The organism is Enterobacter cloacae complex sp. HYC033_NIDB (genome assembly GCF_056673335.1).
Genome location: NZ_CP115123.1, coordinates 4,838,960 through 4,863,798, shown reverse-complemented (window position 1 = coordinate 4,863,798; position 24,839 = coordinate 4,838,960). Strand labels below are relative to the sequence as shown.

25 protein-coding genes and 1 pseudogene are annotated in these 24,839 nt (G+C 52.8%); 19 read left to right on the top strand and 7 right to left on the bottom strand.

Features of this window, described 5'->3' with window-relative positions:
- Positions 1 to 38: 38 nt before the first annotated feature.
- Positions 39 to 584: a hypothetical protein gene (locus tag O1721_RS23315; RefSeq protein WP_223151192.1), complete on the bottom strand. Its 546-nt coding sequence runs from the start codon at positions 582 to 584 to the stop codon at positions 39 to 41.
- A gap of 336 nt (positions 585 to 920) precedes the next feature.
- Between O1721_RS23315 and O1721_RS23310 the strand changes: the two genes are divergently transcribed.
- The 9 genes and pseudogenes from O1721_RS23310 to O1721_RS23270 all read left to right on the top strand — a co-directional run bounded on the left by O1721_RS23310 (position 921) and on the right by O1721_RS23270 (position 10,198).
- Positions 921 to 1,319 carry a TIGR03757 family integrating conjugative element protein gene (locus O1721_RS23310; protein WP_006785980.1) on the top strand — a complete coding sequence of 133 codons (399 nt, stop codon included), beginning with the start codon at positions 921 to 923 and terminating at the stop codon, positions 1,317 to 1,319.
- The gene (locus O1721_RS23305) at positions 1,316 to 2,308 is read left to right on the top strand and encodes a TIGR03756 family integrating conjugative element protein (RefSeq protein ID WP_020899220.1); all 993 of its coding nucleotides are present in this window, start codon (positions 1,316 to 1,318) and stop codon (positions 2,306 to 2,308) included. The genes O1721_RS23310 and O1721_RS23305 overlap by 4 nt, the downstream gene beginning before the upstream one ends.
- On the top strand, positions 2,308 to 3,783 hold the full coding sequence (locus tag O1721_RS23300) for an integrating conjugative element protein (protein WP_020899219.1): 1,476 nt from the start codon (positions 2,308 to 2,310) through the stop codon (positions 3,781 to 3,783). Before O1721_RS23305 ends, O1721_RS23300 begins: the two co-directional genes overlap by 1 nt.
- Positions 3,784 to 3,793: 10 nt before the next feature.
- On the top strand, positions 3,794 to 4,132 hold the full coding sequence (locus tag O1721_RS23295) for a hypothetical protein (RefSeq protein ID WP_020899218.1): 339 nt from the start codon (positions 3,794 to 3,796) through the stop codon (positions 4,130 to 4,132).
- A gap of 2 nt (positions 4,133 to 4,134) precedes the next feature.
- On the top strand, positions 4,135 to 5,655 hold the full coding sequence (locus O1721_RS23290) for a conjugal transfer protein TraG N-terminal domain-containing protein (RefSeq protein WP_006785984.1): 1,521 nt from the start codon (positions 4,135 to 4,137) through the stop codon (positions 5,653 to 5,655).
- A gap of 686 nt (positions 5,656 to 6,341) precedes the next feature.
- Entirely contained in the window at positions 6,342 to 6,779 is a 438-nt protein-coding gene (gene umuD, locus O1721_RS23285; protein WP_029376740.1) for a translesion error-prone DNA polymerase V autoproteolytic subunit, read from the top strand.
- A 2-nt stretch (positions 6,780 to 6,781) separates the two neighbouring features.
- Positions 6,782 to 7,009: pseudogene (locus O1721_RS23280) on the top strand (Y-family DNA polymerase); the annotation flags it as partial.
- An 85-nt stretch (positions 7,010 to 7,094) separates the two neighbouring features.
- The gene (locus tag O1721_RS23275) at positions 7,095 to 8,072 is read left to right on the top strand and encodes a tyrosine-type recombinase/integrase (RefSeq protein ID WP_032668774.1); all 978 of its coding nucleotides are present in this window, start codon (positions 7,095 to 7,097) and stop codon (positions 8,070 to 8,072) included.
- Positions 8,072 to 10,198 (top strand): tyrosine-type recombinase/integrase, encoded by a 2,127-nt coding sequence (locus O1721_RS23270; protein ID WP_006785987.1) that lies wholly within the window; start codon positions 8,072 to 8,074, stop codon positions 10,196 to 10,198. The genes O1721_RS23275 and O1721_RS23270 overlap by 1 nt, the downstream gene beginning before the upstream one ends.
- Positions 10,199 to 10,327: 129 nt before the next feature.
- Here the strand turns inward: O1721_RS23270 and O1721_RS23265 are convergent, their stop codons facing one another.
- Positions 10,328 to 10,627: a DUF305 domain-containing protein gene (locus O1721_RS23265; protein ID WP_006785988.1), complete on the bottom strand. Its 300-nt coding sequence runs from the start codon at positions 10,625 to 10,627 to the stop codon at positions 10,328 to 10,330.
- 77 nt (positions 10,628 to 10,704) lie between these two features.
- Entirely contained in the window at positions 10,705 to 13,155 is a 2,451-nt protein-coding gene (locus O1721_RS23260) for a heavy metal translocating P-type ATPase (RefSeq protein ID WP_006785989.1), read from the bottom strand.
- Positions 13,156 to 13,414: 259 nt separating this feature from the next.
- Here O1721_RS23260 and cadR point away from each other — a divergent pair, with 259 nt between their 5' ends.
- The 4 genes from cadR to arsC all read left to right on the top strand — a co-directional run bounded on the left by cadR (position 13,415) and on the right by arsC (position 16,347).
- Complete coding sequence (gene cadR, locus O1721_RS23255) at positions 13,415 to 13,873, top strand: Cd(II)/Pb(II)-responsive transcriptional regulator (RefSeq protein ID WP_006785990.1); 459 nt, start codon at positions 13,415 to 13,417, stop codon at positions 13,871 to 13,873.
- 262 nt (positions 13,874 to 14,135) lie between these two features.
- The gene (locus tag O1721_RS23250; RefSeq protein WP_006785991.1) at positions 14,136 to 14,489 is read left to right on the top strand and encodes a metalloregulator ArsR/SmtB family transcription factor; all 354 of its coding nucleotides are present in this window, start codon (positions 14,136 to 14,138) and stop codon (positions 14,487 to 14,489) included.
- Positions 14,490 to 14,585: 96 nt separating this feature from the next.
- Complete coding sequence (locus tag O1721_RS23245) at positions 14,586 to 15,869, top strand: arsenic transporter (protein ID WP_006785992.1); 1,284 nt, start codon at positions 14,586 to 14,588, stop codon at positions 15,867 to 15,869.
- A gap of 49 nt (positions 15,870 to 15,918) precedes the next feature.
- Positions 15,919 to 16,347 (top strand): glutaredoxin-dependent arsenate reductase, encoded by a 429-nt coding sequence (gene arsC / locus O1721_RS23240; protein ID WP_006785993.1) that lies wholly within the window; start codon positions 15,919 to 15,921, stop codon positions 16,345 to 16,347.
- 56 nt (positions 16,348 to 16,403) lie between these two features.
- On the opposite strand, the gene arsH is transcribed toward arsC, so the two are convergent.
- Genes arsH through O1721_RS23220 form a run of 4 tightly spaced genes read right to left on the bottom strand, consistent with a single transcriptional unit; the run spans position 16,404 to position 19,263 of the window.
- The gene (gene arsH, locus O1721_RS23235; protein ID WP_006785995.1) at positions 16,404 to 17,126 is read right to left on the bottom strand and encodes an arsenical resistance protein ArsH; all 723 of its coding nucleotides are present in this window, start codon (positions 17,124 to 17,126) and stop codon (positions 16,404 to 16,406) included.
- Entirely contained in the window at positions 17,123 to 17,458 is a 336-nt protein-coding gene (locus O1721_RS23230) for an ArsR/SmtB family transcription factor (RefSeq protein ID WP_006785996.1), read from the bottom strand. The genes arsH and O1721_RS23230 overlap by 4 nt, the downstream gene beginning before the upstream one ends.
- A 48-nt stretch (positions 17,459 to 17,506) precedes the next feature.
- Complete coding sequence (locus tag O1721_RS23225) at positions 17,507 to 18,739, bottom strand: MFS transporter (RefSeq protein ID WP_023202698.1); 1,233 nt, start codon at positions 18,737 to 18,739, stop codon at positions 17,507 to 17,509.
- Complete coding sequence (locus tag O1721_RS23220; RefSeq protein WP_020899215.1) at positions 18,736 to 19,263, bottom strand: GNAT family N-acetyltransferase; 528 nt, start codon at positions 19,261 to 19,263, stop codon at positions 18,736 to 18,738. The genes O1721_RS23225 and O1721_RS23220 overlap by 4 nt, the downstream gene beginning before the upstream one ends.
- 98 nt (positions 19,264 to 19,361) lie before the next feature.
- Between O1721_RS23220 and O1721_RS23215 the strand changes: the two genes are divergently transcribed.
- The 6 genes from O1721_RS23215 (at position 19,362) to O1721_RS23190 (ending at position 24,752) form a co-directional block, all read left to right on the top strand.
- A complete protein-coding gene (locus O1721_RS23215) occupies positions 19,362 to 20,261 on the top strand; it encodes a LysR family transcriptional regulator (RefSeq protein ID WP_006786000.1) in 900 nt (299 codons plus the stop codon).
- Positions 20,262 to 20,454: 193 nt separating this feature from the next.
- Complete coding sequence (gene umuD / locus O1721_RS23210) at positions 20,455 to 20,895, top strand: translesion error-prone DNA polymerase V autoproteolytic subunit (RefSeq protein ID WP_006786002.1); 441 nt, start codon at positions 20,455 to 20,457, stop codon at positions 20,893 to 20,895.
- 41 nt (positions 20,896 to 20,936) lie between these two features.
- Positions 20,937 to 22,211 (top strand): translesion error-prone DNA polymerase V subunit UmuC, encoded by a 1,275-nt coding sequence (umuC, locus tag O1721_RS23205; RefSeq protein WP_023202697.1) that lies wholly within the window; start codon positions 20,937 to 20,939, stop codon positions 22,209 to 22,211.
- Between the two features lie 25 nt (positions 22,212 to 22,236).
- Positions 22,237 to 23,295 (top strand): translesion error-prone DNA polymerase V subunit UmuC, encoded by a 1,059-nt coding sequence (umuC, locus tag O1721_RS23200; protein ID WP_309148660.1) that lies wholly within the window; start codon positions 22,237 to 22,239, stop codon positions 23,293 to 23,295.
- A 152-nt stretch (positions 23,296 to 23,447) separates the two neighbouring features.
- The gene (locus tag O1721_RS23195) at positions 23,448 to 23,993 is read left to right on the top strand and encodes a hypothetical protein (protein WP_020899213.1); all 546 of its coding nucleotides are present in this window, start codon (positions 23,448 to 23,450) and stop codon (positions 23,991 to 23,993) included.
- A gap of 60 nt (positions 23,994 to 24,053) precedes the next feature.
- A complete protein-coding gene (locus O1721_RS23190) occupies positions 24,054 to 24,752 on the top strand; it encodes a hypothetical protein (protein ID WP_020899212.1) in 699 nt (232 codons plus the stop codon).
- Positions 24,753 to 24,839 lie beyond the last annotated feature (87 nt).

Sequence of the window (24,839 nt, the reverse complement as noted above, 5' to 3'; positions counted from 1 at the left end):
GTTTTTTGCTAAGTAACGTCATAAAATTGACTACGAGGTCAAGAAGATTTCCTTCGCATAACCTTCTTAACGCATTCACTTATAAATCCTTTTTGCTGATGGGAAATATCCATGAACATTGATTCACCTTCCATTTTGAAAGGTAAAACTCCTCCCTCGTATGCAAACCCTGTTTTGTTTAGAGGATAAAATAGCGCAATCCTATACTCTGCTTCATGAGAAAATATATTTGGTTTAAAAAAAACAAGTTCTTCAGGAGTGAAGCTGTCTGGTGCCGTTCCTGGATGATAATAGATCACATCTTTCCCTTTAATTTCAGTACCCGGGAATCTGTGGTCTAAAAGAGAAAGTCTTTCTTGGAGGAGATCAACGTCGAATGCGATGCAGATATCAGCTTTAAAAGCAGCATAGAGTTCTGGCTCATCTTGCCGATTACTCAAACATATACAATAACAATGACGAGGCGATAGCGTAAACATGGGATCTGCAGTCATATCGTCAGGGTTAAGGGTGCGCCCATTAATTTTTATAGCAACTTGATAACGATCCGGAGTGAAAATTTTTTCCATTTCATTATCGCGCATTTTTTCGTTTTCCATGCGTGAATAATGCGTCAGGTCACACAGTCGTATCGGAGCTTCGTCGCGGATAACGGGGCCAAGAATCTTCTCCTTTCCATACAGATACCTGATATTCATCATCACCTCTGGCAATTTAGTTGAATGATTACAGATTAGTACTTTATGCCGGGTTTAACCGTCTGTAGTTATATCATTAGCTAAATGGTTGTGATCATTTCCTACTGCAAAAGCTACAGATTCGCTGATTAATTTTTTTGTTCGGGTATAGAATTTAATGCGGCTTTTTTGAACGGCCACGGGCACGCTGTCAGGCGATTCAGTCTGACGGAGCCCCGATTCATGAAACTGACCTCACTTGTTTTCCTGCCGGCTCTGCTGCCGGCATCCGTACTGGCCGGCACGGTCGTCTTCACCGACAGTCAGCATCTGCCGGCAAATCTGCCGCCGGACGTGCCGGTGGTACTTCTTGATGGTCCTGACCAACTGCAGGCCGAGATGTTCGGGGAACTGCCTGCAGACCCGCAGCAGGCCGAAGCACAGGTCAGGCAGGTTATGGCATCATCTGCCTGGCAACAAAAACAGCTGCAGCTGAATGATTCCTATCGCCAGGTGGTCCGGGCCTGGGAACTGGGCATTAAAAAAGTGCCGGCCGTGGTGTTTGATGACCGCGATGTGGTGTACGGCACCACGGATGTTGACGTGGCCACTTCCCTGCGTAACCGGGGGGGTGGTCAGTGAATACAAAACCTTCCCGCATCAGAACCACAGTGTGCTCGCTGGCGGTTGCCACGGTACTGGGTACGGCAACCGCGCCGGCAGCTGTTGCAGCACTTAACACGGCGCAGATTATTGCCAGCGCCGTATCGCAAAACTGTATCAGCTGGCGTGTCAGTGGCATCTGTTACTGGCTGTTCTGCACCCCCTTTGGCTGCAAGGTGCGCACGTCGGTCAAAGTCACCCACTTCATTCCTCAGGCAGTCGTTTCGACCTATGTCGCGCCGGGCGGCAACCCGTGGCAGGAAATGGCGTTTGTCAGCCAGACCGCCGGCGGGCTGGAAAGTGCCGTGACCAGCGGGCTTTCCGGTGTTTCTGCCGGAGGAGCCAATCCGGCAGACATGAAAAATCCCGGCCAGCGCAAGTCCGCCGTGCGTTTCAAGTATGCCGATGCGATTGGCCACCCGGCCACCTCCCTGATTGGCGGCAGTATTCCGGGCTATTCCTGTGATACCGCAGCCACCCCGTTAATGCCTTACTTCCTGAGTACGCTGGATTCGGCGGCCTGGCGCACGGGCGTACCGGAGTCCCTGTATCCGGAAGCGCTTGTGCCCGGCCAGCGGGAAATCGGCAGTCAGGCAGCAGCCAATATGTGGGGCAACATCTATCCCCGTTCGGGGTTTATCAGCCAGACCGATGATGACAAAGCCTCTGCCGTGGTGGCGCAGCGTGTGGCAGACATTATCACCCGCGCCGGGCAGCCCCATGTTTATCAGGTGCTCCAGGGCAGCCATCATGACGGGTACTGGCCACCGGGCGAAGTCACGGAAAACACCGGCACGCGCAATCACAAATGGCAGCGGCTGGCTCCCCACATGACTCAGTCATGTGCCGTCTTCCCGGACGGGAGCTATACCGCCGCGAGCGATAACAATGAAGCCTTTGCGTTCTGGCAGCCCTACAGCTGCTGCAAAAAGCGCGGGCAGAAATTTTTGGGCAGCACTGATATCTGATGAGGAAAACCGTGAAAAAAACACCTTCATTTTCAGCCGTTCGCTTAAGCCTGCTGCTGACCGGCTCACTGCTGACTGTCCTCCCGGGCGCGCACGCGGCCGATGATGACAATACCATCCTGGGCATGTCCCTGCCGCAGGTGAACAACAGCGCCATCGGTTACGGCAAGTCCGTCGATGGTGCGGTGTCGGACAAACTGTTCTACACCCTCGGCGGCGGCTCGGTCATTTCCCAGCCGGCCACGCGCGGCAATATGCAGAAGCTGGGGCTGAATACCGGCTGGAGCAGTGACCTGATGTGCGGCAATTTTGATCTGAAAACCACAGTCGGCAACCAGCTCAACGGCGTCACATCAGGCTTTAAAAACCTGATGGGCGACGTGATTCAGGGGGCCACCGGCGCGGTGGCCAGTCTGCCGGCGATGGTCATTCAGCGGGCTAACCCCGGTCTGTATGACATGCTCACCAACGGCGTGCTTCAGGCCAATGTGTCATTCGACAAGGCGCAACTCAACTGCCAGAACATGGCGAAAAAAATGATGGACTTCAGCGACAGCAGTAACTGGACGCAGCAGGCCATGATGGATGAGTACAAATCCATCGTAAACAGCGGTGATGCTGACGCAGTTCGTGTTGATGACGCAGGTCGCAAGGCCAGCGGCGCGTCAGGTAGTAACTGGGTTGGCGGCCAAAAACGTGGGGGGGCGGGGCAGCCCGCGATACGTGTCACCCATGACCTTGTCGCTGCCGGCTACAACATGATGAACGGTCTGCCCGTCACGTCTGATTCGACCGTGGGCGAAAGCAGCTGTAACGGTGGCGCATGCTCTAAATTCGGCAGCGCGGAAGAGGCGGCGGCCATGACCGTGAAGGTGCTGGGCGATCGCTCGATGCGCACCTGTGCCAACGCGAGTGAATGTACCAGCGGTGATGCGGATGACCAGCCCGGTACGACCGTTGCCGGCACCGGTTTTGCCCCACTGCTGGAAGAGGCAACCAAAGCCAACGCTGAGCAGCTGGTCAGGCTCGTCAACGGTACGGAAAAGCCCACGGCCGCGAATCTGGCGAAGCTGAAAACTGGCGGACTGCCGGTGACGGCCGGCGTGATTAAAGCCCTGCAGCGTGATCCGGATAACGCGGCCCTAACCGCCCGCCTTGCAGGCGAACTGGCCATGTCTGACACGGTGGAAACGGCGCTGCTGATGCGTCGCATGATGGTTACCGGTATGTCGGAGCCGAATGCCGCTGCCCAGCCAAAGGCCATTGATACCGCCGGCCAGCGCATTGAGGCGCTGGATCGGGAAATCGCGGCGCTGAAAAACGAGATGGAGATGAAGCGCGAACTGTCACGTAATTCTGTGCTGACCATTATCGACAGGGAGAATCAGCGCGTCGAAACCAACCCGCAGACCCAGTCCGATGACAATACCGACAGTCGCTTCAACCAGATGGCAGCGCCGCAGTCGGCTGAATGAGGGAATAAGGATGCGTAATAAAACGACTGTCAGGAAAGTCTTGACCCGTGCCGGCTTCTTCCTCGCCTGTATGGCGCTGTTCATGGTGGTCTCACTGATGATGGCTGACACCGCCATGAAACATCCGACTGAAGCTGCTGCATTCCGGAGCTGGATGCAGTCGACGCGTTACGGCTGGCTGATGTGGCGACTGGCGCTGTATGCGCTTGTTGCCTGGGGCCTCTGGAAAATCCGGCATGCGCCGGGTTTTCGGGAGGCATACCGGCGGCCGCTGCTGCGCATCAGTGTGGTCAGTGTGCTTTTTATCGCGTTGTGTGAGTACGCGATGTTTACCGGTCCGGGAGCCTGACGATGACAACAAACAGCTATCTTGAGTATTTTCTCACGCTGCTCGGCTGGGTGATCAATAACGGCCTGTGGAATGTCCTGCTGAGCACCGGGCTTTTTGTCCTGCCGCTGGCGTTTAAGGTGGTGGGGATCTGGCTCAAAGTCCGTGAAGAGGGGGAGGATGAAGGCAACAAGGGGATGCTGTCGCTGCCTCGTATCGAGAACGCGCTGTATGCCGGATTCCTGGTGATGATTGCCTGCTGCGTACCGCTGATTAATGTCAGCCTCAGTACGATGCAGTACGACACAACCCGGGCAAAGAGCTGTGGTGTGTGGACGCCAAAAGCGCCGGATGAAAGCGGGTATGCCGGCGTGGTCACCAGTCTCAACGACCAGACGGCCGCAGCACCGGTGTGGTGGGTGCTGATTCATAAACTCTCGAAAGGGGTAACCCAGGCGGCCGTGGCGACCATTCCCTGCCGCCCTGACATGCGGCAGATCCGCTTTGAAGTGCAGCATACGCGTATCGACAACAAAGCGCTGGCGCAGGAACTGCAGGACTTCACCAACGACTGCTATTCGGTTGCGCTGTATCTGTGGAAGCAACAGGATCAGGGCCAGACAAAGGACAAAACTACGCTGCGTGATATCGAATGGATTGGCAGCAGTACATTCCTGAGCCGGTACTATCCTTCGTTGCAGTCCAAACTGCCCCGGGCTGCGTTCCCATGGTCTGACAGCCGGGACAGTGGCCGGCCCAATACCGGAAGAGGAGGCTATCCCACCTGCAGCGAGTGGTGGAGCAGTACGGACACAGGACTGAAAGCGCGGGTGAAAGATCAGGCCGACCCCGATATGTGGCTGCGTATCTCGGCCGCAATGAAAATGTCAGGCTTTAACGACAGTGACTATCAGGAAGCCGTCATCCGTCGTCTGGTAAGCCCGGAAAGCCTGACTGTCTCACAGAATGGTCACGTGTATGCCGGCTATGGCGGCAATGCCGATTTTACCCTGGATAATGCCGCGGCGCGCGTGGCCTCCATTGGCGGTACGGCCCTCGGCAGTCTGGCCGCGTTCCCGGCGTTCGATGCGATGCGACAGGCGCTGCCAATGGTGCAGGCCATCCTGCTGATGGCAATATATGTCATGCTGCCGCTGATCCTGGCATTTGCGGCCTACGAATTCAAAACCGTTATTACGCTGACCTTTGTGATGTTTGCTCTTAACTTCCTGACATTCTGGTGGGAACTGGCGCGCTGGCTCGACAGCTGGCTGTTAACCGCGTTGTACAGTTCGGATACACACAGTCGGTTCAATATGGCGGGACTGCAGAACAGCTCAGATGACCTTATTATGAATCTGGTTATGGGCACTATGTTTCTGGTACTTCCTGCTGTTTGGTTAGGGGCATTATCATGGGCAGGAGTTACCATCGGGAATGCTTTAAGCTCAGCATATCAGCAAGGAACAGCAAAAGCTGAAAGCTCTGGAGGTAAGTTGGGAGAGGCTGGAGCTAATGCTGTTGCAAATAAAGCTATGAAGTAAGCGTAAATTGTCACAAATGAGTAAGGGGGAGCCCTTACTCATCCTCGTTAACCATACGCCCTGCAGCGTCGTACCATCCCCATCCATGCTGGCCATCACGATATTTTCCATAACCTGGCTGCTCTTCCATAAAGTTCTCACATGGTGCATTTTCACTTTCGGAGAGATGTTTTCTATGAGGTGAGAGCACGGCACTAATGAGAAACAATGATCCAAAAGTGAGGATTACAAAACATGCAATGGGTATCATTGGGATATGCCCACACCAAGACGGTAGACGATGAGTAGCCGCCCACGACACACACCGTTTATCCCAGTTTAATAGAGTAGTTCTGGCTCGTTTCCATATACCCGCAAAACGGACGCCACGATTCCAGGCGCGTTTCTCTTGAGACTGATACATCACCCCCTCCGAATTACGTGAATTCTAAAGGGACTATAGCGGAATTTTTGTGCAATTACGAACATCCATGATACCTGACTGAGAACACTAATTAATTCTTTAAAACTCATCAGGTTACTTTTTTCCAAATAGTTACAGCTTGTCATCGTTGAAAATGCATTATTATACTGTATTTATAAACAGTATAATTTGAGGGGGGCGAGTTATGCCAATTCCTTTAGAACAGACGATGTGTTGGGATAAAAGTTCGCAGAAAAATTCAGCAAACACACCGGTTTTGATGATGGCGGCGATAGCCAGACTTACAGGTAGCAATCCATCACTGGCATGTGTTCCTTTGTTTGGCGATGGGGTTTCATGTGGTTTCCCTTCTCCCGCTCAGGATTATGTTGAAAAGCGTCTTTCCCTGGATGACCTTTGTATCCGCTATCCAGAAAGTACTTACCTGGTGCGAGCAGAAGGGGATTCGATGCGTAACGCCGGTATCAGAGATGGAGATTTATTAATAGTTGAATGTATTCGTGAGGCCAAGCACGGTGATATTGTCATTGCAGCTGTAAATGGAGAGTTTACCTGTAAACGACTGCAGTTGTTGCCTTCTCCAGCCCTGTTGCCAGCTAATCCCGCATATTCAGCTATACCCCTGACTGACGACATCGAAACCGTTGTCTTCGGTGTGGTACGCCATCTTGTGCATTCATTCAAGTTTAGGGGCGCTTAGCAGTGTTCGCCCTAGTCGATGTTAACTCATTTTACGCTTCCTGCGAGACAGTTTTCAGACCAGATCTCCGTGGCAAACCTGTGGTGGTGCTGTCTAATAACGATGGCTGCATAATAGCCCGTTCCTCAGCAGCAAAATCACTTGGGTTAAAAATGGGCGATCCCTGGTTCAAGGTTGGTCGTGAGGCTGAGAAAAAGGGTGTTGTAGCATTTTCAAGTAATTACAGCTTATAGTAAGTTAAATGGAATGCAACATCTTCGGTATAAACTTTAATCAGTTGTTATGAACTGAAAGGGGAAGGCCGTGAACACTTCCATGCATTCCGCATCTGCTCTTCTGCTGACTGAGCAGTGGCTTACAATTCTTTCGAATTTAGGAAGAGCCAGCGCAACTATTAAAGCCTATCGAAGTGCCCTGACGCATTTTTTTGCCTTCTGTGAAATACACGACATTGCTCCTGAAAGAGCTTCCTTTGAAGACATTGCAGGATATATCCGACCTCAGCTCCCTGATATGCCGTCGTCCGTTGCAAGCGCCACGCTCCAGTTGCGCCTTTCAGCTCTTCGTCTCTGGTATGACTTTCTGGTTTATCAGGATATTTGCAGTCTCAACCCGTTACCCCGTTCGGGTTTGCCTGGTGCCATTTATACCGGACGCGGCCTGATCCCACGTATCAACCGACTCCCCGTTATTCACGATGACGGGGAGTGGCTCAGGTTCCTGAAACACGTTTCTGCAGCGCCTCTGCGTGACCGACTGATGCTTGCTCTGGCTTATTATGGGGCGCTCCGACGTACTGAAGTGACGGCTCTGAGGCTTGAGGACATTGACCTGGCTCATCGCCTGATACGCATCCGGGCAGAAACGACGAAAAACAGACGGGAAAGAATGGTCTGCTATAGCGCCGACGTTGCGCCGGTACTGGCAAACCATTTTCAAAAGCTACGGCTGGAAGGCTGGTCAGGCGGTGCTTTGTTCCGTTCCGTCTCTGACCGTAATTACGGCGCTCCTCTCTCTTTCTGGAGCTGGAGTAAAACCGTACGGAAATGGGCGGCAGAGACTGATCAGCCAGACATCACCACGCATACTTTTCGTCACCTCCGGCTGACGCATCTGGCACGGGCCGGATGGAAACTGCATGAACTGGCTACTTATGCAGGGCACAGGGACCCACGTACAACACAAATTTATATTCATCTGTCGGGAACGGATATGGCTGCCCGCATGGCTGCTGCCGTCGCTGAAACCGACCGTAAGATTGCAGGGCTTATCTTTCAGGCGGGAGCCGTGTGATGAAAGCAGAAACAGGAATTCATAAAATTTATGTCCCCTTCAGGCGTTCAGATTATCAGCTGAATAATGTGTTAAGCATTGAAGAGCTTGAGGCATTAAGCACAGGGCACAAACGTATCTCTGCTTTGAGCAAGCAAGGTCCGCTGTCATCTTTACTGCGGCCACTTCAGGATATTGCCGCCCGCAGCGGTACGAGTGACAGACTCGTCAGGATTATCATTCCTGTCGTGCTGGCGGAAATACACCGGACAAGGAAACCCTGCTGGCTGTGGGATTCGGAAAAGTGGCTGACGTTGTGCCTGCAGCACCGTTCCGGCAGGCCCCTTATTGCGGCATTTGCCTTCCATCTTGGCCCGTTTCCCTCACCGTTCGACCTGCCGCATCATGGTGCTCCGTCGTTGTACGCCTGTGCCATCTATGGCCGGGACATTTTCATTCAGGAACTCAACCGGCTGACTGATACGCTTGTCTCGCTGGGATACAAACGACAGAACCAGAAAAACGCCCTGTCAGCCCTGCTGGGCATACTGATGATGATGAACAATAATCCTGAGCTTGAAAGCTTCACAACTGAACTCCTGTGGCGCGCGCAGAATTATCACGATCGGGGAATCGCACGAACAGTAGGCAGAGTTTCACATGCGCTGGCCGCAATGGGCATCCTCAAAAGTGCCGTACGTATGCGCAATTACCGTGAGTGGCACGAAAAACCCACAGAAAATATTGCCACAGAGTGGGTAACGTGGTGCCGGCGCTGGAGAGAAACGTCGGTGCTTCGGCCCCGGTCCAGAGAGAGCCAGTACAGCTTTATCCTCCGCTGCGGTCTGTGGCTCGCCCGCGAGCATCCGGAAATTCGCTCGCCGTCCGACTGGACAATGGAGATCTGCGCCAGCTTCATTGCTGCAATCGGAAGAATGAAGGTTGATGAACTTTCACTGGGTACAGAACGTGGGGTGCGCCGCTCTCCACGTTCCGGAGAGCCCATGCTGCCAAATTCCCGTGCCGGTTTCGTGTATGCCGTTCGTCGTTTTATGTTTGACTACGAACTCTGGGAATGGGGACGTCTGAAATTCAGTCCGGCCCGCCATCTCTCCACACCTGATACACCGCTCTTTCGTCAGGGCGTCAATCCGCGTGTTATTGATGATCCTGTATGGCTGAAACTGGTCTGGGCAAGCCTGAATCTGCGTCAGGAAGATTTGCTCAGTGAAATTCACTACCCCCTCTCTATGCTGCAGGCTATGGCAGTCATCTGGACGCATGCAGGGCTGCGTCAGAATGAGCTGATGCGCCTGACCGCTGGCTGCATCATTCCACAATCGGAAGATATTAACCGGGACGACGGCAGTACCATTCCTGCCGGGACTCTTTGCTATCTGAACGTGCCGGCCGGCAAGACATCTAAAGCCTTTGTTAAGCCGGTTTCTGCAGTGGTGAAAAAGTATGTCGATATCTGGCTGGCAGAACGACCAGAAGAACAGGCAGCTCTGACGGATGAACGCACCGGTGAAAAAGTCCGTTTTCTGTTTCAGTACCGGGGCAAACCGGTGGGAAGAGACATAATAAACCGCACCGTTATTCCGGTTCTCTGTGCCCGGGCAGGAGTGCCTGAGGAAGACAGCCGGGGCCCCATTACCAGCCACAGGGGACGCGCATCGGCCGTAACTGCCCTGGCCAGTGTTCCTCAGGGCATGTCTTTATACGAGCTGATGCAGTGGTCAGGACACTCTTCGCCGCAATCCACCATGCATTATATTCGAATACGCCCGACGCAGCTTGCTGCCTCTTTTGTTAAAGCTGACCGGGTAGCGCACATGATAAGCGTGCTGATTGATCATGACCCCGCAGCAACCAGCCTCACGGGACCTGCGACATATTATGATCTGGGCGACTCTTTCTGTACTAATCCCTTCTGGAGCAGTTGCCCGCACCGTATGGCATGCATCGGATGTGATTTTAATCTGCCAAAGAGAAGTGCAAGAGGACTGTTACTGGAAAGTAAGGCATCGGTAAAACATTATCTTGAAGAAGTGCCACTGACGCCCGATGAGAAAGAAGTAATAGAAGGTGATGTGGAAAAACTGAACGCCGCTCTTATGAAAACAGATATCCCACGTATTCTGTAGCAGGCCCTGACCGGAATTCACTTTATGTGTGTGAAGGACGGCGTAGTAAGGAGCTGCTACGCCGTAACGAAAGTAATAAAAAAGAGCTTATTTACTGAGCCATACTTCCATCTGCCGTATTTCTTCTTTCTAGGCGCTGATAATGCTTTCAGCCATCTTCCGCATTGCCGGTGATTTACCATAACGGAGTTCCGTTTCGGCCATGGCAATGGCTCCTTTGTGATGTTCAATCATGCTCCTGGCAAATGCCCTGTCTGCATCCGGGTCCTGTACGGCCTTTATCATTCCTTCGTGCATATTATTCATGCCGTCCATATAGGCCTCAGAAGACGGTGACATTCCGGCATGGTTTCCGTGTACTGCCTGCGCAGCCGTTGCCGGAAACACGACTGCGAGCATCAGCAATAAAATCATGTTACGCGGTTTCATACTCTCTTCCTTTATCGGAGTGCAGATTAGCGGCTATTTTCAGGTGCCTGTCTTTACCGGAAGAGCAGCCAGACAGGTTACTTACGCAACAGGCGCAGACCGTTTGCCACGACAAGCAGGCTTGCCCCCACATCCGCGAATACGGCCATCCACATGGTCCCCATACCTGCAATGGTCAGGGCCAGGAACACTGCCTTGATCCCAATAGCCATAACGATATTCTGAACCAGAATGTTATACGTCTGCCGGGAGAGTCGGACAAAAGCCGGAATTTTACGCAAATCATCATCCATGAGGGCCACATCGGCAGTCTCGATGGCGGTATCCGTGCCCATTGCACCCATGGCAAAGCCGATATCGGCGCGGGCCAGCGCCGGTGCATCATTGATGCCGTCGCCCACCATGCCGGTCGTGCCCTGCGCCGTAAATGTTTCTACAGCACGCAGTTTATCTTCCGGCAGTTGATCCCCCCGCGCCTCATCGATACCAACCTGACCGGCAATGGCCTGCGCAGTGTGCGCATTGTCTCCGGTCAGCATGAGCGTTTTAACACCCAGACTATGCAACTGACTTATCGCCTCGCGGCTGCTTTCCTTCACCGTATCAGCCACCGCAAACAGCCCTAGCACCTGATGAGTGTCACAGAGCATGATGACCGTTTTACCCCCGGTCTCCAGTTCCGTTAGTGCAGCCCTGACCGCTTCCGGACAGCGCACCGTTTCTTCAGCCAGCCTCAGATTGCCCAGACTGTAGGTTTGACCGTTGATGACGCCGCGCACGCCGCGGCCTGGCAGAGCCTCAAAGTTTTCCACTTCATAACGCTGAATGCCATCTGATGCCGCCGATACAGCCTGCGAAACCGGATGATCGGAGTAACCTGCCAGGCTCACAGCCAGACTGCGCCCCTCATCTTCTGCCACCCCGGTATAGATAATCGCATCCGTCTGTACCGGCTTACCGTGCGTCAGGGTGCCGGTCTTGTCGAGCGCCAGCCACTTCAGCTTTCGGCCTTCTTCAAGATAAACGCCGCCCTTGATCAATATCCCCCGGCGGGCTGCTGCCGTCAGGCCACTGACAATGGTCACTGGCGTGGAAATGACCAGCGCACAGGGGCAGGCGATAACCAGCATCACCAGCGCCTTGTAAATCCACTCCTGCCAGCTTTCACCTGCAATCAGCGGTGGGAGAACGGCAACTGCGACGGCAATAGCAAACACCACAGGGGTATAAATTTGTGCAAAGCGATCAACAAAGCGCTGCGTAGGGGCTTTTGCCCCCTGCGCTTCCTCCACGGCATGAATGATACGCGCCAGCGTGGTATTTCCGGCAGCGGCCGTTACACGGTACTCAAAGCCACCGGAGCCGTTGACCGTCCCGGCGAAGACCGGGTCACCTTCCCCTTTATCCACCGGCAGACTTTCGCCGGTAATAGGTGCCTGATTAATGGCGGTCCTGCCCCGGACCACCGTGCCGTCGAGAGCGATACGCTCGCCCGGTTTTACCCTGACCACGCTGTTAAGGGATACAGACCTGGCCTCAGTTTCTTTCCAGGAGCCGTCCGGTTGCTGAACCGTGGCCGTTTCAGGCGTCAGCTTCATCAGAGAGCCGATGGCATTGCGGGCGCGATCAAGAGATTTCGCTTCAATCAGTTCCGCAATCGTGAACAGCACCATTACCATGGCGGCTTCAGGCCACTGTCCGAGCGCCAGCGCCCCGGTGACGGCAATACTCATCAGGGCGTTGATATTCAGGTTGCCGTTGCGAAGAGCAATCCAGCCTTTTTTGTACGTGGACAGGCCACAGGCCGCAACGGCAGCCAGAGCAAGAGCCGCTTCCAGCCATTCCGGCATGCCCGCCCAGTGCATGGCTTCGGCGGCGATTGCCGCCACACCGGCAAGCGCGAGCGGCCACCAGTGTTTTTTCTTTTCCTCAGTGACCGCGTGCCGGCCATTACTGTCAGGAAGTTCAGGTTCAAAGCCCAGAGAACGAATGGCGGCCAGAACCGGCTCCAGCGTATCCGGTGCGTGAACCACCGTCAGTACACGCTGCATAAGATTGAAATCCAGTTCCTTGACGGCTGACATGCCGTCCAGCTTTTTACGGATCATGCCCTCTTCAACCGGGCAGTCCATCTGCATGATCCTGATACTGGTACGCACCCCGTCAGCGGTCACCTGCTGCGTCTGCAGCTCACCGAATGTGACAGGGGCAGGCGAGCAGCAGGAACCGCCGGTATTTTCCGCCTCACGGCCTGAGCAGCAGCTGCCTTCAGGCTGCATTGCTTTATCAATCGGTTCCGGGTCAAAACCCAGCGAGCGCACCGCCTGCAGAACCGGTTCCAGCGCCTGCGGTGTATGGGTCACGGTAAGCACCCTCTGTATCAGATTGAATTCAAGATTGCTGACGGCAGGTAATTTTGCCAGTTTTTTTCGGAGGAGCGTCTCCTCCGTCGGGCAGTCCATCTGCATGATGCGCAGACGCGTCTGAACGTCATCGTTGCGGGGAAGCTCTGCAACCGGTTCGGACATCTGGCTCAGGCCGTCCGTTGAGCAGCAGCTCCCGGTGCTGCAACAGGCCGGTGTGGTCTGAGTCGTTTTTGGTGGCATTTTCCCTGAAGCCTCAGTCGGGGCAGTGGCGGTATTTTTAACAGACGCCTCCTCTCCGGTTGCGGCTGATCCACATTTTTTATTACTGCAGCAGTCACTCATTTTTTTATCCCGTTCATAACGTATACTGGCATTAAAGACCCTGATGTAACTACAGGGTCAAGCTCAGAAGAGGTGTGATATGAAAATTGGTGAACTGGCCCGCCAGGCGGGATGTCCTGTAGAGACGGTACGTTATTATGAGCGAGAGGGGCTTCTGCAGGCCGCATTGCGGGACCAGACTAATAACTACCGCCATTACGATAGCGCACATCTCGAAAGGCTTATGTTTATCCGGCGCTGCCGGGCGCTCGATATGACCCATGAAGAAATCCGGGTGTTGCTGCAGGCGCGCAGCCAGCCAGACGCAGACTGCGGTACGGTTAATGCCCTGATAAATGAACATCTGAACCACGTTCAGGCCCGTATTCGTGAACTAAATATGCTGGAAAAACAACTATTTGAGCTCCACAGCCACTGCAATGCCAACCGGGCAACACGGGACTGCGGTATTCTGCGCGAACTGGAGCAGGCAGAAGAGCCTGAGGATATCGTGCCGGTTATCACTGCAGGTCATCTGGCCGGAAGCCACTCTTACTGATGCTGCTTTCTGCCATAAGTAGAACGGTTCACTAAAGAAACAGGCTTTTTTTGTGATGTTACTTCGTCATGCCCGACCATTAAGGCAGCTGAAAGTGTGCTGCCGTTAAAATCTGTGTGATATCGTTTAACCGCTATTCCCTCATTAAGCTGTACTGAAAAGCCTGTAAGCACGTCAAAACATATATGAATTTATAAATATAAAGTTGACCTTTCGTCTGCAGCAGACGAGACTTGTTGCTGTCCGCCACGAAGGAGAAATTATGCCGTCACTGCTGCCCCTGCAACTTTTTAAGAATCTTTCTGACGAAACCCGGCTCAGCCTGGTGCTGTTGTTGCGCGAAAAAGGGGAGCTTTGCGTCTGCGAGCTTGTATCTATCCTGAAAGAAACACAGCCAAAAATATCGCGGCACCTGGCCCTGCTCAGAGAGAGTGGACTGCTTATCGACAGGCGCGACGGCAAGTGGATCCATTACCGGTTATCGCCACACATGCCTGCGTGGGCAGCAGCGGTCATTGAGCAGGCATATCTGTGTCAGCGGGATGAAATTCTTCATCTCAGTCAGCAGGCTGAGCGTGATAACGCAACCACCAACGGCAAAGCTGTCTGCATGTAAAAATTTTATCTAAACACATTCGATTAAACGCATATATTTACAGGGTACAGTTAGCAGCCCGCTTCAACGGGCAGTTATAATTAAGAAGGAGAGGGTATGTTTCTGGCGGGTGCGATTTTTATTCTGACGCTGGTACTGGTTATCTGGCAGCCGAAAGGACTCAGTATTGGCTGGAGTGCCGTTATCGGCGCCGCGCTGGCGCTGCTGACCGGCGTAGTACAAATCGGGGATATTCCGGTGGTCTGGCAGATTGTCTGGAACGCCACGGCCACGTTTATTGCGGTCATCATTATCAGCCTGCTGCTCGATGAGTCCGGCTTTTTTGAATGGGCCGCGCTGCACGTTTCCCGCTGGGGAGGCGGCAGGGGCCGGCTGCTGTTCACGTATATCGTTCTGCTGGGTGCGGCAGTGGCGGCGCTGTTTGCCAATGACGGAGCCGCGCTAATTCTGACGCCGATCGTTATCGCCATGCTGCTGGCGCTGGGCTTCAGCCCCGGGGCCACGCTGGCGTTTGTGATGGCGGCCGGGTTTATCGCCGATACCTCCAGCCTGCCGCTCATCGTGTCAAACCTGGTCAACATCGTCACGGCAGACTTCTTTAAACTGGGTTTCAGCGAGTATGCCTCGGTGATGGTGCCGGTGAATATCGCGTCCGTGGCCGCCACGCTGGTGATGCTGCACCTGTTTTTCCGCAGGGACATCCCGGACACTTACGACCTGGCGAAGCTGAAGGCGCCGCGTGAGGCCATTCGCGATGCGCGTACCTTTAAAACCGGCTGGATTGTTCTCATCCTGCTGCTGATCGGCTTCTTTGCCCTCGAACCACTCGGCGTGCCGGTCAGCCTTGTGGCCGCGGTGGCGGCGTTTATTCTCTGGCTGGTAGCCCGGAAAGGCAATGTGATTGATACCGGAAAGGTACTGAAAGGTGCGCCCTGGCAGATCGTTATCTTCTCGCTGGGCATGTACCTGGTGGTATACGGACTACGCAATGCCGGGCTAACTGATTACCTTTCTGCCGCCCTGAACCGGTTTGCCGAGCATGGCGTCTGGGGCGCAACGCTCGGCACCGGCTTTCTGACGGCGGCGCTTTCATCAGTCATGAACAACATGCCTACCGTGCTGGTTGGCGCGCTCTCCATTGACGGCAGCACCGCTCAGGGCGTGGTGAAGGAGGCGATGATTTACGCCAACATCATCGGCTGCGACCTCGGTCCGAAAATCACCCCTATCGGTAGCCTCGCTACCCTGCTGTGGCTGCACGTCCTGGCACAGAAAAACATAACCGTCAGCTGGGGCTACTACTTCCGCGTGGGCATCGTGATGACCCTGCCGGTACTGTTTGTGACGCTGGCTGCGCTGGCCCTGCGCCTGTCTGTTTAACCTTAACCCCGGAGCTGTGCCTGTGCAGCGCCTTTATGGAGTAACGCTCATGACTGACATTACCATTTATCACAATCCGGCCTGCGGGACGTCCCGCAATACCCTGGCGCTTATCCGCAACAGCGGCACCGAGCCCACGGTGATTCTGTATCTGGAAACACCGCCGTCGCGCGACGAGCTGAAAAAGCTGATTACGGACATGGACATTAGCGTGCGTGCCCTGCTGCGTAAAAATACCGATCCCTACGAGCAGCTCGGCCTGGCTGAAGACCGGTTCAGCGATGAAGAACTGCTCGATGCGATGCTGGCTCATCCGATCCTCATTAATCGTCCGGTGGTGGTGACGCCGCTGGGAACGAAGCTCTGCCGCCCCTCCGAAGTGGTTCTGGGCATACTGCCGGACCCGCAGAAGGGAGCGTTTACCAAAGAGGACGGCGAAGCAGTCATTGATGAGCAAGGGAATCGCGTCAGCCACTGATGTTTCCCTTGGCTGTGACAGGGAAAATGTGAAAAAGCCGGCAGATGCCGGCTTTTTTATATGCTGCGCTGGTTTACCCGCTCAGAGAGCTGCGCAGCACTCTCCTTCCTTTCGCTGTAGCGGTCGGTGAGATAACCACTACGACCGCGCGTCAGCAGGGTGAACTTCATCAGTTCCTCCATGACGTCCACTATGCGGTCATAATACGGAGAAGGCTTCATGCGGCCGTCCTCATCAAACTCGGCCCAGGCTTTTGCAACGGATGACTGGTTCGGGATAGTGATCATCCGCATCCAGCGCCCAAGAATACGCATCTGGTTTACGGCGTTGAAAGACTGTGAGCCTCCGCTGACCTGCATGACAGCAAGGGTTTTCCCCTGCGAGGGCCGGACCGCCCCGGACGTCAGCGGTATCCAGTCAATCTGCGTCTTCATGATGCCGGTCATGGCACCGTGACGCTCAGGAGAGCACCAGACCATCCCTTCAGACCAGAGCACTAGCTGGCGCAGCTCTGCGACCTTCGGATGCGTCTCAGGTACATCATCCGGCAGCGGCAGGCCGGACGGATTGAATAACTTCACCTCCGCGCCCATGGCCGTCAGCAGCCGTGCGGCCTCTTCCGTGGTGAGTCGGCTGTAAGAGCGCTCCCGAAGCGAACCGTAGAGCATCAGTATGCGGGGCGGATGCGCCACCTCTTCGGCCTTTAATTTCTCTTCCGAAAGGGGCGTATCCAGGAGTGTCAGATCGATATTGTTCAGGGCATCATTCACGTTATTCACAATGGAGTCTCTTTATGGGAAATCTCGGTAGACAGGCTGCAGCTACTGCCACCGGCGCAGCACTCTTCAGTGAGAAAAGCCATCAGCTGCTCAAGCTGCGCATAGCAAGGTCTGCAGAACAAGGTACGACTCTGCCGTTCCTGGCTTATGAGTCCAGCGGACATCAGCGCTGAAAGATGATGGCTGAGCGTGGAGGCAGGAATCTCAAGGTGCTTCTGCAGTTCGCCAACCGGCAGGCCTTCATGACCAGCCCTGACCAGCTCCCGGTATATGCGGAGACGTGTCGGGTGGCCCAGTTCTCGAAGTGCGTTTGCTGCGGTGTGTAAATCCATGCGGCCTCCTTTAACTATATTTCCAGAATAATAGAAATATGGAAGCCGTCAAACATTTTTTTCGTGAAGGGTAGATGCTCCATGGTCCCGGTTCTGCACAACAGAGCCAGAATGACGCTGCCAGAGGACCACAGAAATCGCCGTAATGATCAGGGTCAGGATGAAGGAAAAAAGCAGCGTGCCGGGTATACCGTAGCGCTCCAGCAGTATGGCATACGCAGACGGAGCCAGTGCCGCGAGAAAAAATGCCGGCGACATCAGTATTCCTGTTTTGCGGGCGTACTGCTGCGGATCAAACAGCACAAGAGGAAGTACGGCCTTCACGATCGTATTCAGTCCGTTTACGGCCCCATAGCCCAGAACGAAAAAGGCTGTAGCCACAGGAGTAATGCTGCCTGCAAGGCCGGTCAGAAAACAGAGGGGAAGCAGGATACCGGTTATAAGGTTCAGGCGTATCGCGGAGATTCGTGCACCTGAAACTACACCCAGCAGACGGGCACCTAACTGCCCCACTCCCCACAGCATGCCAGCCAGAGCAGGCACGCCATAAGAGGCCAGTATCCGGGGAAAATGTGTGGACACGCCGGTGGAGACAAAGCTTATCAACGCTATCAGAGTGGCATACCACAGGCCGCTGATGAGTGCTTTTGTGTCCTCTGATGTTGCTGTTGCGTCAGCCGAATGGCCGGATCGCCCTGTTACGGGAAGTTTTACCCGACTGCCTGCCGGAACGGCAGTTAAAAAAAACAGGCTCAGCAGGCCCGCACAGCCATAAATGATGACGGCATGCCGCCAGTCGGTGACGTGAAGAAGCGCTGCGCCAGCAGGCCAGAAAGCGGCCGACGCGAGACCGCCCAGCAGGGTGACCAGAGAGATTGCCTTGCGAGCCTCTGCGCCTGCGGTTTCCACAAGCATGGCAAAAGCGGCGTCATACAGAGCAAGCCGCATGCCCGCGCCTGTCAGGATCCAGACGGCATCCCACGCTAATGTTGAATAGGTAAACGCCATCAGAAAACACCCGATGGTTATAGCCAAAGTTCCCGCCATCATCAGGGTGCGTCCACCGGTACGGGCCATTACGGGACCGATAAGCGGTGAAACCAGCCCCATAACGAGCATGGCAACGCTCAGGCCGGAGAATGTCTCACCGGAAGACCAGCCTGTTTCCGCCATGATGGCGGCTCCGAAGACACCCGGCATGTAGAACGTAATACCCCAGTTGATAAGCTGCGTCATGCCGATGCAGAAAATGGTGCGGCCTGTCAGATATCCTTGTGTCATTCTGTACTTTCCGGAAGCGTAGCGTCGCCATGCCCGAGCGTACGCTGCAGGATAACCGTATCGAGCCAGCGCCCATGCTTGAATCCTACAGACCTGAGGGTGCCAGTGATGCTGAAGCCTGCAGCGCGGTGAAGAGCAAGGGAGGCAGTATTTTCACTGTTCCCCACCACCGCTACAAGTTGCCGAAAACCACGGGCTTCTGCCCATCCTACTGCACGGGATAGCAGCATTTTTCCAATGCCCCGCCCCTGATACGTGGCATCAACATATACAGAGTCTTCCAGAGTAAAGCGATAGGCGCACCGTTCCCGGTATAGAGACAAATAGCAGTATCCTCGAACAATTCCTCCGTCAACCGCCACCAACCAGGGCAGTCCTGCTGCATGTACCTTTTTCAGCCGGGCTGCCATTTCAGCCTCACCCGGCGGTTCGGTTTCAAAAGTGGCGGTGCCGTGTAATACGTGATAAGCATAAATCTGTTGTATAGCGGGAATATGTCGTTCATCTGCTTCGGTTATTTCCATCAGTACAGCTCCCTTTCAGATCAGAAACAGAGACTAACCCGGATGAATCATTTCAGACAGGCAGCAGGGCTTATCAGCGTTATGAGGAAAACTTTGGCATGGCAACACTGAACCTCGATCATCTGGCTACCTTCAGGCTGGTCATCAGCCGGGGCAGTTTCTCGGGGGCGGCAGAAGTACTTGGCTTGTCGCAACCGGCAGTGAGCCTGCAGATAAGACAGCTGGAGCAGACGCTTAAGGTCAGGCTTATTGAGCGAACCAGCCGGGGAGTAAGACCAACGACTGCCGGTTTGACTCTCGCTGAACACTGCATGAAAATTGATGCGGTGGTAAGCGGAGCGGTTGAAGCGGTTTCCCTGCATTCAGACGAAATAACCGGCACCGTTACTGTCGGCACAGGCGCAACAGCCTGTATCCATCTGCTACCTCACTTACTGCAGCAACTTCGACAGACCCATCCCCTGCTGAAGGTGGATGTACGCACAGGCAATACTTCAGATATTGTACGGGGAGTGGAGGAAAACCGTATAGATATTGGTCTGGTAACGCTGCCGGCAGCCGGTAAATGCCTGAGTGTCAGCCCGCTGGGTACGGATGAGTTTGTTGTAATCATGGAAAAGGACACCTCGGAGCAGAGTGCAAAACCGCTGTCTCCTGATACCCTTTTGCCACTGCCGCTGATTGTATTTGAACCCGGAAGTGCCACACGCGATCTGATTGACGGATGGTTCAGCGATGCAGGGCATACTGTCAGCCCGGTTATGGAGCTTGGCAGTATTGAAGCCATTAAAAGGATGGTTCGTTCCGGCCTGGGTTACAGCATCGTTCCCCGTATGTCCGTTGCAAGTCATGAAGAAAGGCAGGGTCTCAGTCTTTACTCAGTAACGCCATCGCTTCACCGGACTCTGGGGACAGTGATGCGGGAGGATCGGATTGTCAGCAGGGGCATAAGTGAAGTACTGAACAGACTAAGTAAGATCTTTCCTGAATCAAAATAAATTTTTAACATGCCCTGACACAGAAAGTCCTGATAGCTGCTTGTTTTACGAGCTGTCGTTCCGCTATAAATTCAAATAAATCAATAGTCCATTATTTTAATGATATTTGTGTCGCCCCACGCTTCTTGCTTCGTCCGTAAAGTCAGACAATACTACTGTAAATACGTACAGCATTTTGACAGGGATTTTTGCTATGTTTCACGCCTTTGAGTTGATGCACCCGGCGGATAATCCGCCGCCCAGCTACAGGCCCCTTTTCCTGGAACGCGTACCCTGCGGTTTTCCCTCTCCTTGCCAGGACTATGCGGAGCAGGAACTCGACTTAAACGAATATCTAATAGCCCACAGGGCAAGCACCTTTTTCCTGCGCGCACAGGGCAACAGCATGCAGGATATAGGACTTTACGACGGCGATCTGCTGATAGTCGATCGGGCACTCAGGCCTGAGCACGGCGACGTGGTTATCGCTGTACTGTACGGCGAATTTACGGTCAAGCGCCTTCTTATTACCCAGAAAGGGCCGGTATTGCAGCCGATGAATCCCGCCTATCCTGTTATTATCCCAGACCCGGATACCCTGGAAATTTTCGGCGTAGTGGCGCACTTCGTGCACACTCCGCGCCGGAGAAACTGATATGTGCGGGTTATCTACACACGGCGGAGATCATGATGTCCATGTTCGGCCTGGCTGACGTTAATTCATTCTATGCCAGCTGCGAGACGCTGTTCCGCCCGGACCTGCGTGGCAGACCTGTGCTAGTGCTCAGCAACAACGACGGATGCGTCATTGCACGCTCCGCTGGCGCAAAAGCGCTTGGCATCAAAATGGGTGCGCCATGGTTTGAGGTAAAAACACAGGATTATCCGGAAAAGGTGCACGTGTTCAGCTCCAATTACGCGCTTTATCACAGCCTCAGCCAGAGAGTAATGACCGCGCTTGAAGAGATAACGCCACGCGTCGAGCAGTACAGCATTGATGAGATGTTTCTGGATCTCACCGGTATTGACGGCTGTGAGAACTTCGAAACTTTTGGCCGTCGCCTGCGTGCGCATGTCTTTACCACAACGGGTCTCACCGTCGGTATCGGCATGGGGCCGACCAAAACACTGGCAAAATCGGCCCAGTGGGCGGGCAAGGAGTGGAAGCAGTTTCGCGGCGTACTGGCGCTTACGCCAGGTAATCCGAAACGTACTGAAACCCTGCTGGCTAACCAGCCCGTTGAGGAAATATGGGGCGTGGGACGGCGTATCGGTAAACGACTCAACCTTATGGGCATCGAAACTGCTCTGCAGCTATCACGCGCGCGTCCGAAGTTCATTCGCGATAACTTTTCCGTGGTGCTGGAGCGCACCGTACGCGAGCTGAACGGTGAATCATGTATTCCGCTCGAAGAGCTGCCACCGGCAAAACAGCAGATTGTCTGTAGCCGCAGCTTCGGCGAGCGAATTACCTCAAAAGTCGCTATGCAGCAGGCGCTGTGTCAGTACGCTGCGCGCGCAGCGGAAAAACTGCGCGGGGAACGTCAGTACTGTCGCAACATCGGTGTGTTTATCCGGACGTCGCCACACGCAAACGGTGAGGTTTTTTACGGGAACAGCGCTGGTGAGAAACTGACGCTGCCAACACAGGACACGCGTGACATTATTGAATCTGCGATGCGATCACTTGACCGTATCTGGCTTGAGGGTCGAAGGTACATGAAAGCAGGTATCATGCTTGATAACTTCACTCCAAACGGTGTAAGCCAGCTCAATCTGTTTGAAGATAACCAGCCGCGGGCCAATAGCGCACAGCTGATGAAGGTACTGGATGATATCAACCAGTCCGGAATGGGAAATGTATGGTTTGCGGGCCAGGGCATTAATACCGAATGGAAAATGAAACGTGAAATGCTAAGCCCTGCTTGGACCACGCGCTGGTCTGACATACCTAAAGCGCGCGTGCTTTGAGTCGGTTACTAATTAAGCTGTTGAAATTGTATTCCACATAAATGCTGATATGTCAGACAGAGTGATGCCTATTTTGCAGTTACTGACTCCGCGTGTGGAAATTTACAGTATCGATGAAGCTTTTTGTGATCTTACGGGTATGCGTAATCTGTTATCGCTTGAGGTGTTTGGCCATCAGATACGTGATCAGATTAAGCGAAGAACACATCTGACTGTGGGAGTGGGAATAGGCCCTACAAAAACGCTCGCCAAACTGGCTCAGTATGCAAGTAAGCGCTGGCCCGCAACGCGAGGTGTGGTAGATCTCAGTGACAGACAGCGTCAGCGTAAGTTAATGGCTTTAGTACCAGTTGAGGAGGTCTGGGGTATAGGACGGCGGCTGGGTAAAAAATTACAGTTTATGGGCATTAACAATGCACTTCAGCTGGCTGAGCTGTCGCCTTCATTCATTCGTAAACAGTTCTCAGTAGTTGTTGAGCGCACGGTCAGAGAGCTGAACGGTATTCCTTGCCTCGGTTTAGAAGAATTTACTGCCCCAAAAGAACAAATCATATGCTCCCGATCTTTTGGAGAAAAACCGTCGGACGAAGTCAGCCTGCATCAGGCCATTTGCGCTCATGCTGAACGTGCAGCAGAAAAACTCCGTGCAGAGCATCAATTTTGTAAACGGGTAGCAGTTTTCATCAGTACCAGCCCTTTCTCAGAAAATGAGGTGTTTTATAAGAATCAGGCGGTAACAGAGCTTGCTGTACCCGCTCAGGATTCACGGGATATCATTAACGCGGCTATAAAGGCATTTGATACGATATTTGTACCAGGGCACCGTTATCATCGTGCTGGCGTGATGCTCACTGATTTCCGAAGCGCTGCCGTATCTCAATTGACCCTTTTTGATGACTTTCAGCCTCATCGTAACAGCGAAGAGCTGATGACATTAATAGACAGCATTAACCATTCAGGCAAAGGCTCTGTTTGGTTTGCAGGGCAAGGTATTAAAGATGCATCTATGGGCTGGAAGATGCGCAGAGAAAGGCTTTCCCCCGCCTTCACGACTAAGCTAAGTGATATAATTAAAGTGAAGTGAGCTTCCTTTTTACGCCCAGCCATTTGGTATACCTCATCATTGACTTTCATTATACAATACGGCAGGGTTTTACAGTCTGTTACAATGTGACGGAATAGTAAGTCGTACTAAAGCTGTTATTTTCACGGTAAAAATAGGGAGAAAAAAGGAATATGAAGGGTCTATATACTATTTTAATACTACCTGTTCTCGTAACAGCTTGTAGTATGAATGATATAGCAACTACAAACCAGAAAATCAGTGATGGTGCCTCAGGAATAATGAATTCCCTGAGAGGTAACTCCTCAGGAAATGATGAGCAGCGTATGAAAGTATCTCCTTCAGAAAAAAAAGAATCGACCTCTAAAAGTTATACTGTACCAGTAGATGTTGATACTGCAGCAGCAAGAATTAAAAGGAAGTTTAAGTTTATCTCTAATGATGAACTGAGATCAATTAGAGAAAAAAATAACGATGGCGAATGGACTGCCAGCGCAATTACCGATAGTAATCAGGAATGGGATGCGATGACTGGAAGTTATTATAAAATGGGCTCAGATTGGGGCGACTATGATGATCACCTAACTATTGAGCTAGAAAAAAATGGGTCAGGTAGTCGTATTCATATAACGTACAGTTCTTCTTCAAAGCAAAGACTCGCAAGTAGCGGCTTGCAGGATTTAATGCAAAATATTAAGAATGTAGCTGAAGGGAAGTAACTAATTATTAAGGGTGTGGATATTGCTATATCCGCACTCATAAATCTATAAGGAGTAAGTGTGTTTAATCTCTTGTCCTATTTCCATAATAAATATAAAGGCCGAATTATAGAGTGTGACGAAACTCTGGATTACAGAGCCAACTTTGAGCATGCATTAAAATTTACAAAAGGGCTGGGCTTTAATGAAGGTTCAATAACGGATTTGAAGGATGGTGAATTGGATTATCATAATATGATGGCAAAAGTGTGTCATGAAGCAGAAGTGGATAGCTTCTCTTTTTCAGCAGGGCAATGTCTCAAGTGGTGTCATTTCCTTCAGCCATATTTTGAATCCGCACTTGGCTGTAAAATTTGGACGACAGTCGGTCAATTATGGAAGGGAGATAAATGGCTTTATAATCCCACATATGATGAATTTGAAAAATGGTCCAACAAGGGATTTCAGCCCGAAGATTTTTCTGAGACGCCTGCTCTAAATCTTCATGCCTGGTATACAACAGATACTGGTCATTTGATTGATATTTCATATCTGAGTACTCTTTCAAATGTATTTCCTGATTGCCATGAATATACTGGAGGTGTGCTGGTAGGTAAGCCAAATGATATTTTTCCTGGCTATCAATACGTACCTATAGTCGTTGGGCAAGGTATAGTAGAAAAAATTCAAAGCAAATCTTTTATACCTTTTCTTGCTAATGACGTTGAGGATCTAATGTCTGTTGGAATGGTGATATATGCAGACCCTAACAATGAATAATATAAGAAAGTTGACGATCATCTGAGGCGTTGCTAACATCACCAGTGCATTAGAAGTCGCTACGGCGACCATCCAAAACCCCTGTAA

Coding starts and splice junctions, on each gene's coding strand:
- O1721_RS23270 (WP_006785987.1), top strand. CDS start 8,072: ATGAAAGCAGAAACAGGAATTCATAAAATTTATGTCCCCTTCAGGCGT.
- O1721_RS23195 (WP_020899213.1), top strand. CDS start 23,448: ATGAAGGGTCTATATACTATTTTAATACTACCTGTTCTCGTAACAGCT.
- O1721_RS23230 (WP_006785996.1), bottom strand. CDS start 17,458: ATGGATTTACACACCGCAGCAAACGCACTTCGAGAACTGGGCCACCCG.
- O1721_RS23265 (WP_006785988.1), bottom strand. CDS start 10,627: ATGAAACCGCGTAACATGATTTTATTGCTGATGCTCGCAGTCGTGTTT.
- O1721_RS23310 (WP_006785980.1), top strand. CDS start 921: ATGAAACTGACCTCACTTGTTTTCCTGCCGGCTCTGCTGCCGGCATCC.
- O1721_RS23315 (WP_223151192.1), bottom strand. CDS start 584: ATGCGCGATAATGAAATGGAAAAAATTTTCACTCCGGATCGTTATCAA.
- umuC (WP_023202697.1), top strand. CDS start 20,937: ATGTTCGGCCTGGCTGACGTTAATTCATTCTATGCCAGCTGCGAGACG.
- O1721_RS23225 (WP_023202698.1), bottom strand. CDS start 18,739: ATGACACAAGGATATCTGACAGGCCGCACCATTTTCTGCATCGGCATG.
- arsC (WP_006785993.1), top strand. CDS start 15,919: ATGACTGACATTACCATTTATCACAATCCGGCCTGCGGGACGTCCCGC.
- O1721_RS23290 (WP_006785984.1), top strand. CDS start 4,135: ATGACAACAAACAGCTATCTTGAGTATTTTCTCACGCTGCTCGGCTGG.
- cadR (WP_006785990.1), top strand. CDS start 13,415: ATGAAAATTGGTGAACTGGCCCGCCAGGCGGGATGTCCTGTAGAGACG.
- O1721_RS23245 (WP_006785992.1), top strand. CDS start 14,586: ATGTTTCTGGCGGGTGCGATTTTTATTCTGACGCTGGTACTGGTTATC.
- O1721_RS23275 (WP_032668774.1), top strand. CDS start 7,095: ATGCATTCCGCATCTGCTCTTCTGCTGACTGAGCAGTGGCTTACAATT.
- O1721_RS23300 (WP_020899219.1), top strand. CDS start 2,308: ATGAGGAAAACCGTGAAAAAAACACCTTCATTTTCAGCCGTTCGCTTA.
- O1721_RS23295 (WP_020899218.1), top strand. CDS start 3,794: ATGCGTAATAAAACGACTGTCAGGAAAGTCTTGACCCGTGCCGGCTTC.
- O1721_RS23220 (WP_020899215.1), bottom strand. CDS start 19,263: ATGGAAATAACCGAAGCAGATGAACGACATATTCCCGCTATACAACAG.
- O1721_RS23260 (WP_006785989.1), bottom strand. CDS start 13,155: ATGTCCGAACCGGTTGCAGAGCTTCCCCGCAACGATGACGTTCAGACG.
- O1721_RS23250 (WP_006785991.1), top strand. CDS start 14,136: ATGCCGTCACTGCTGCCCCTGCAACTTTTTAAGAATCTTTCTGACGAA.
- umuD (WP_006786002.1), top strand. CDS start 20,455: ATGTTTCACGCCTTTGAGTTGATGCACCCGGCGGATAATCCGCCGCCC.
- umuD (WP_029376740.1), top strand. CDS start 6,342: ATGGCGGCGATAGCCAGACTTACAGGTAGCAATCCATCACTGGCATGT.
- O1721_RS23215 (WP_006786000.1), top strand. CDS start 19,362: ATGGCAACACTGAACCTCGATCATCTGGCTACCTTCAGGCTGGTCATC.